This window comes from Nocardioides oceani (assembly GCF_030412965.1).
In the GTDB taxonomy this organism is placed as follows: domain Bacteria; phylum Actinomycetota; class Actinomycetes; order Propionibacteriales; family Nocardioidaceae; genus Nocardioides; species Nocardioides oceani.
In genome coordinates, this window is the sequence record NZ_JAUHJQ010000116.1 from 1 (window position 1) to 288 (window position 288).

The 288-nt window shown below is 74.0% G+C and carries 1 protein-coding gene; it reads right to left on the reverse strand.

What is annotated here, in order from left to right:
* Window positions 1–288: TetR/AcrR family transcriptional regulator (locus tag QWY28_RS23490; protein ID WP_300955328.1), on the reverse strand; the 288-nt coding region annotated here is incomplete at both ends.

Sequence of the window (288 nt, forward strand, 5' to 3'; positions counted from 1 at the left end):
TCGAGCACGGCCCGGGTCGCCTCGCGGATCCCGGCGACCAGGTCGTCGGGATGGGCGTCGAAGGAGACGGTCACGACGCCGAGGAAGCGGTCGAGCTCGCGGGCCACCATCGCCTCGGCGAGGCCGGCCTTGGTGCCCATCTCGTTGTAGACGGTCTGCCGGCTGACCCCGACCTCGTCGGCCAGCCGCACCATCGTCACCCGCGCCCAGCCGAGCTCGATGGTCATCCGCACCGCCGCGTCGACCACCCGGTCGCGCGTCGTGGTCGGCGCTGCGCCCGGGGAGCTC